The organism is Mesorhizobium sp. M7A.F.Ca.US.014.04.1.1, from assembly GCF_003998745.1.
Taxonomy (GTDB): Bacteria; Pseudomonadota; Alphaproteobacteria; order Rhizobiales; family Rhizobiaceae; genus Mesorhizobium; species Mesorhizobium ciceri.
This window is the reverse complement of record NZ_RZRW01000463.1, coordinates 1-4,544: the sequence shown is the minus strand read 5'-3', so window position 1 is coordinate 4,544 and position 4,544 is coordinate 1. Positions and strand designations below refer to the sequence as shown.

Below are 4,544 nucleotides of genomic sequence, written 5' to 3'. Positions count from 1 at the left end.
CGTCTGCAGCCGGGGCCGGAGCCGGGTCGAGCGCCGGTTCGACGGGAGCTTCGATCGAAGCGCCGATGTCGACGCCGAGCGCGCCCTGCTGACGGGCAATGCCGTCGATCGCAGCCTTGGCGATCAGATCGCAATAGAGCTGGATGGCGCGGGCCGCGTCGTCATTGCCGGGGATCGGGAAGTCGATCTTGTCCGGATCGCAGTTCGAATCGATGATGGCGACGACCGGAATGCCGAGGCGCTTGGCCTCGAGAATGGCGATCGCTTCCTTGTTGGTGTCGATCACGAACATCAGGTCGGGCGTCGAGCCCATGTCCTTGATGCCGCCCAGCGCCTTGTCGAGCTTCTCGCGCTCGCGGTCGAGGTTCAGGCGTTCCTTCTTGGTCAACCCTTGCGCCTCGCCGGCCAGCATCTCGTCGAGCTTGCGCAGGCGCTGGATCGAATTCGAGATCGTCTTCCAGTTGGTCAGCATGCCGCCGAGCCAACGCGAGTTGACGTAGTACTGAGCCGAACGCTGTGCCGCATCGGCGACGATGTCGGACGCCTGGCGCTTGGTGCCGACGAACAGCACGCGGCCGCCCTTGGCGACGGTGTCGGAAACCTGCTTCAGCGCCTGGTGCAGCAAAGGCACCGTCTGCGAGAGGTCGATGATGTGGATGTTGTTGCGGGCGCCATAGATGTAGGGCGCCATTTTCGGGTTCCAGCGATGGGTCTGGTGGCCGAAGTGAATGCCAGCTTCCAAAAGCTGGCGCATGCTGAAATCAGGCAGTGCCATTCAAAGTTCCTTTCCGGTTAGCCTCCACGGACACAGGCATTTTTGGACTTTGTCCTCGAACGCCACCGGAGGTTTCAGCCGGATTTCTCCCGGGCAGACACCAAAGTCCGTGTGTGGAATGAGCGCGCATATAGAGGGGATGCGCGATAAACGCAAGCGCCGTGGGACCTGTGTACGGCGTGCGACGATCCGCGCGCTGCCGTCAGCGCTTTATCTTGCCGTTCGGCACCCGCACCCGCCGGAAGACCGCGACGATCTCCTCGCGGCTGCATTCGATGGCGCCGAGCCGCACCGCACGGTCACGCTCGAAGCCGGTTATGTCATAATGCGGCGCCGATGTCTTGGGCGGCCCTTGGTAGGATGAGCGCTTGACGCCAAGATGCGCGGCAAAGCGATGCAACTCGTCGGTGTCGTCGGCCAACAGATGGCACCAGCGATGGCCGGCCCAGTTCCAGATCGCTGCGTCGACATAGGCTGCCATAAAGCTTGCTGTCTGCCTTCCATCCGTCACGACAGTCGGCCACATGGCCCGGCTGATGTCAGTGACGATAGAATGGATTCGGATAGAAAATGAAGCCGCCATTGGCTGCAAGCTCGGCGACGATGTTGGTGACTGTATCCTGCATGCGACGGTGCAGATCGGCAACCGCATCGTCGATCGAGCCCGTATGCTCATGCAAGCCCAGTGCCTCCGGCACCCGGATGTGGGCGCAACGCGGCCCGGCCGGCTGCGGAACGAATCGGTTCATCGTGTCGCGCAGCCCGCCCCGACAATAGTCGTTGCGGATCCGCTTCAGATGTTCGGCGATCTCCTCCTGGCTAATGCGCGGATTGGCGCAGGCCCAGGGTCCGACGCGTTGCAGCCTCTGAACCCTATCGACGAGCGCGCGGACCTGCCTTTGCCGTTCGGCATCGCCAGTGTTTTCGCGCTGCCAGCGGCGCGCCCGCCGCAGAATCTCGGTGATGTCGGTGACATCAATGTCGGCTGAGATGCTTTTGCCGAGCTGGCGGCTGAGCTCGGTGACCAAAACCCTCTGACGCTGGGCATAGGAAGCGCCTTGGTCGAACGGCATGCCGGTGGCAGCTTCATCGCGGGCCAGCAGTGTCGAATAGACATGGTGAATGCGCTGCGGCAGCGTGTCGGTCGCCTGGCGTTCTATTTTGAGGTTTTTCTCGACATAGGCGCATTCCTTCGCCAGTGCCGCTTCGACGTTGCCGGTGAAGGCAAGCTTCCAGACGACGGGCGCGATCCAGACCTTGAAATTGGGATCCGTGGCCCGACCGCGCTTGAGGGCCTCCAGTCCCATCTCGACGGCACCCGGCAGCAAAGGCGCAACGACATTGGCATGCCAGCCGACGCCGCCTTCGGGATGCAGCAGCACGCCATGGCCTTTCAAGGCCCAGGCGATCGAGTGTTCCTTCGCTGCCCCGCTGTTGCCGGGAATCTGGGCGATCAGATTGTTGGCCAGCCAGAACTTCTGCATCAGCCGGCCAAGGCCGTTGACGACACCATTGGTCGCCCATGAGGCCGTGAGCGGGCTGACCTGCGACACGATTTCCTTGTCGATCATCCAGTCGGTGAAGAACTCGGGATGATTGGGCGTGATGAAGGTCGCCTTCCCTGCCCCGCAACTGGCCTTCAGCCGCTCAAGATCGGCGTCGGGAAAGTCGATATGGCGGACATTTGAGACGCCGCGCAGACCGGCCAGGCGATTGAACGGCAACAGATCCCGAAACCCGGGAATGCCGCGCAGCATGACGATCCGGTTGACGGATGTCATGGCCCTGATCAGTGCCGGGTTGGGCCGCGGCGCGACGAACGTATCGATCCTGCTCAAGCTGATCCCCCTCGCGCCTGGACGCTGGAAGAGGTTGAGGGACGATTGCGGCACGTTCAAGTCGTTCGTTACGACCACGCCGTGCCGTGGCAAATCAGCTGCCTAGACAGGCACTATTTGGCGGGACAAGGTTTTGTCTGGTCGAACAGCGACAGGTTGACCAGCTTGCCGGTCATCGAGAAGTCGCCATAGTCCATGACGAGATCGCGGGTGATGCCGTTCTCATGCAGCTTGAAGCTGATACGGTATTCCGGAACCTCTTCGCCGGTCTTGTTGGTGTCGTCGAAATAGGCGATGTCGACCGGCCAGTATTTGTCGGTGGCGAGCTTTGCCAGTGCCGAAGCTTCCGGGTCGGCCTTGTCGGCATCGGTTTTCTTGCCGACAACGACGGTGGTGGTCATCACCTTGTTGGCGTCTTCGGAACCGTCGAACAGGTTGGTTTCGTAAAAATTCTCGCCTTTTTCGGCCTTGCCGATCAATTCGACCAAATGCTGGGTCGGGAATTGGGTTGTCGCCAGCTCGACGCTGTTCTTTTCGGGCTTGTCGATATCGACCTTCAGGCCCTTGGCCTCTTTCGTGGCTATGCCCTTGACCTCCTTGTCGAGGTTCTGGTCGGAAAAGGATTTCGTCACGAACGAAAAGGTCTTGCCTTCGGCGTCCTCGAAAGTTGTCGTCTGCTGGTCCGTCAGCTTCGTGCCGTCAGCGGTGACGATCTGGGTGACGAAGCGGAATTTCACCGTATAGCCTTCGCAGGCCGAGCCGTTGAACTCATAGACCATGCGGCCGGATATGCCCGTGATGCCGGACTGATCGGAAGCCTTTTTCAGGGTAAGATCGTAGACGGCGCGGTGGGCTTGCAGCGCCGGCGCTGCGAAGACAGGGCCTATCGAGAATATCCCCGACAACAGGACGGCATGGAATGCGAGGCGCGTTGCGCGCATGAGGTACTCCGATCGTCGCGACTGATGGCAGGCCGCAGGGAAAGATGGTCCAGCTTAAAAAAAGTCGTGGCGGAAGCGAGGCAAAAATAGCAATTTCGGCCCGGCCGGCGCGGCGTCACCAAGCAATAGGGAAATACCATGAGTGAAACAATCGAAAAGCGGCTAAGCGATCTGGGTGTGACGCTTCCCGTCGCCGCCGCGCCCGCCGCCAACTACGTGCCCTATTGCAGGACCGGCCATTTGCTGTTCACTGCCGGGCAATTGCCGCTTAAGGACGGCAAGCTGCAGGCGAGCGGGCTGTTGGGCCGCGATCTCGATACCGCAGGCGGCAAGGATGCGGCAAAATACTGCGCGATCAACATCCTGGCGCAGGCCAAGGCAGCACTCGGCGACCTCGAGAAGATCAGCCGCCTGGTGAAGATCACCGTTTTCGTCGCCTCGACACCCGAGTTCGTCGAGCAGCATCTGGTTGCCAACGGCGCCTCCGATTTCCTGGTCGCCGCCCTTGGCGAGCGCGGCAAGCATGCACGCTCCGCCGTCGGCACGGCCTGCCTGCCGCTTAATGCCGCAGTGGAAATCGAAGCCATCTTCGAAGTCGCATGAGCCAGGGTACAGATATGACCGAGCTATCCTGGCTGACCGCCCGGCCCGTTGCCCACCGCGGCTTCCACGACATGAACAAGACGCGCTGGGAAAACACGCTGTCGGCCTTTGCCGCAGCCGCCGAACGCGGCTACGCCATCGAATGCGACGTGCACCTGTCGTCCGACCGCGTTCCCGTCATCATCCATGACGGCGATCTCAAGCGCCTGACCGGCCAGGATGGTTTCGTCTGGCAGCGTACCGCAGCTGAACTCGCGGCGCTCAGGGTCGGTGGCACGGCGGACCATGTGCCGACGCTGCAGGAAGCGCTCGACCTGGTCGATGGCCGCGTGCCACTGGTCGTCGAGCTGAAAGGCACGCCCGGCTATGACGAAGGCCTGGTGGCAA

6 protein-coding genes are annotated in these 4,544 nt (G+C 61.6%); 2 read left to right on the top strand and 4 right to left on the bottom strand.

Annotation, left to right across the window (positions count from 1 at the left end; genetic code table 11):
• From rpsB to EOA22_RS25070, 4 genes are all read right to left on the bottom strand, one after another.
• On the bottom strand, nucleotides 1-775 hold a 775-nt coding region (gene rpsB / locus EOA22_RS25085; RefSeq protein ID WP_127390284.1), incomplete at its 3' end, for a 30S ribosomal protein S2.
• Between the two features lie 202 nt (nucleotides 776-977).
• Nucleotides 978-1,256, bottom strand: a complete 279-nt coding sequence (locus EOA22_RS25080; RefSeq protein WP_013531766.1) for a DUF4031 domain-containing protein — start codon at nucleotides 1,254-1,256, stop codon at nucleotides 978-980.
• Nucleotides 1,257-1,314: 58 nt separating this feature from the next.
• Complete coding sequence (locus EOA22_RS25075) at nucleotides 1,315-2,613, bottom strand: hypothetical protein (RefSeq protein ID WP_063167964.1); 1,299 nt, start codon at nucleotides 2,611-2,613, stop codon at nucleotides 1,315-1,317.
• A 113-nt stretch (nucleotides 2,614-2,726) separates the two neighbouring features.
• Nucleotides 2,727-3,554: a cell envelope integrity EipB family protein gene (locus EOA22_RS25070; RefSeq protein ID WP_063167963.1), complete on the bottom strand. Its 828-nt coding sequence runs from the start codon at nucleotides 3,552-3,554 to the stop codon at nucleotides 2,727-2,729.
• A gap of 138 nt (nucleotides 3,555-3,692) precedes the next feature.
• On the opposite strand from EOA22_RS25070, the gene EOA22_RS25065 reads away from it, so the two are divergent.
• Together EOA22_RS25065 and EOA22_RS25060 are read left to right on the top strand one after the other, a co-directional pair.
• On the top strand, nucleotides 3,693-4,157 hold the full coding sequence (locus EOA22_RS25065; protein WP_063167962.1) for a RidA family protein: 465 nt from the start codon (nucleotides 3,693-3,695) through the stop codon (nucleotides 4,155-4,157).
• 14 nt (nucleotides 4,158-4,171) lie between these two features.
• The coding region (locus tag EOA22_RS25060) for a glycerophosphodiester phosphodiesterase family protein (RefSeq protein ID WP_281040784.1) at nucleotides 4,172-4,544 on the top strand (373 nt) is incomplete at its 3' end.